The 1,287-nt window shown below is 47.7% G+C and carries 1 protein-coding gene and 1 pseudogene; both read left to right on the top strand.

What is annotated here, in order from left to right:
- Nucleotides 1-537 (top strand): annotated as a pseudogene (locus tag NIE88_RS22025) (ATP-binding protein); the annotation flags it as partial.
- A 78-nt stretch (nt 538-615) separates the two neighbouring features.
- Nucleotides 616-1,152 (top strand): MT-A70 family methyltransferase, encoded by a 537-nt coding sequence (locus NIE88_RS22020; protein WP_290446645.1) that lies wholly within the window; start codon nt 616-618, stop codon nt 1,150-1,152.
- Nucleotides 1,153-1,287 lie beyond the last annotated feature (135 nt).

The raw sequence follows: 1,287 nt of genomic DNA, 5'->3' as shown, positions 1-1,287 counted from the left end.
ATGCCGAACGTCTACTACCGGAAAGAGGACATGATTGCCTGCCTGAACCAGTTTTATGAGGGAATGATGGCCCGCAGTGACGGCATGAAACAGATGGATGGCTATAAGACGGGAGAAAACTATGCTTATCTAGGCTTACCTCCCCACTTTCTCATCTTTGATGAATACGTCGCCTTTATGGCGATGATCGGCAAAGAGAGCACGAAGGTTTTAAGTAAGCTCAAACAGATCGTCATGCTTGGACGGCAGGCTGGCTATTTTCTGATTTTGGCCTGTCAGCGCCCGGATGCTAAGTATCTAGGCGATGGAATGCGGGATCAATTTAATTTTCGTGTGGCCTTGGGACGGATGTCAGAAATGGGTTATGGAATGATCTTCGGAGAGGTGCAAAAAGATTTTTTCCTCAAACCGATTAAAGGCCGAGGGTATGTGGATACTGGCAGAAGTGTCATTTCCGAGTTTTATACTCCCGTAGTCCCCAAGGGACATGATTTTATTAAAGAAATTGCGACACAGATGGCTAACCCAAACAAATAAAGTGAAGAAAAAGAGTCCTGGCATTTGCTTTCACAAAGTCAATGTCTTTTTTATTTTACAGATGATTGGAGAAACGTGATGAAATACAGGATCATCTATGCGGACCCGCCTTGGCGCTATCGAAGAAATACGGGACAAGGCGCAGCCGAAAACCATTATCCCACCCTGTCCATACAGGATTTATGCCATCTACCTATAGACAAACTAGCTGCCGAGCATTGTACTCTGTTTTTGTGGGTGACCTTCCCTCAGCTAGAAGACGGGTTACGCTTAATCAAGGCATGGGGCTTTACGTATAAAACCGTCGCTTTTGTCTGGGTCAAATTGAACAAGAAAAGCCAAACGCCCTTTTGGGGCCTTGGAAATTGGACGCGATCAAACGTGGAGATCTGCCTGCTTGGGACAAAGGGGCATCCCCAAAGGTTGTCTAAGAAGGTACATCAACTGATTTGTACCCCAATACAAAAGCATAGCCAAAAACCAGAACAAGCAAGAACAAAAATCATCGAGCTTATGGGAGATTTGCCGAGAATTGAGCTGTTCGCAAGAGAAAAAGGACAGGGATGGCATGTTTGGGGCAATGAAATTGACAATAGCATTGAGTTGCTTCAGTAGCAGCGACTCCTCACTCAGCAGGCCGGACGGACCAGGGGCGGCGTGCGAAGCGAAAGCCGCAGGGACGGACGAGCCTGCGGCTGGTGTGGCGTTAGCCACGCCAGCGATTAGCCCCCCGTATCTAACAGGGGGGCA

The organism is Sporolactobacillus shoreicorticis, from assembly GCF_024125445.1.
Classification (GTDB): domain Bacteria; phylum Bacillota; class Bacilli; order Bacillales; family Sporolactobacillaceae; genus Sporolactobacillus; species Sporolactobacillus shoreicorticis.
This window is presented reverse-complemented; position numbering and strand designations above follow the sequence as displayed.

What these genes read in the sequence shown, in the direction of transcription:
- NIE88_RS22020 (WP_290446645.1), top strand. Translation starts at nt 616, where the DNA reads ATGAAATACAGGATCATCTATGCGGACCCGCCTTGGCGCTATCGAAGA.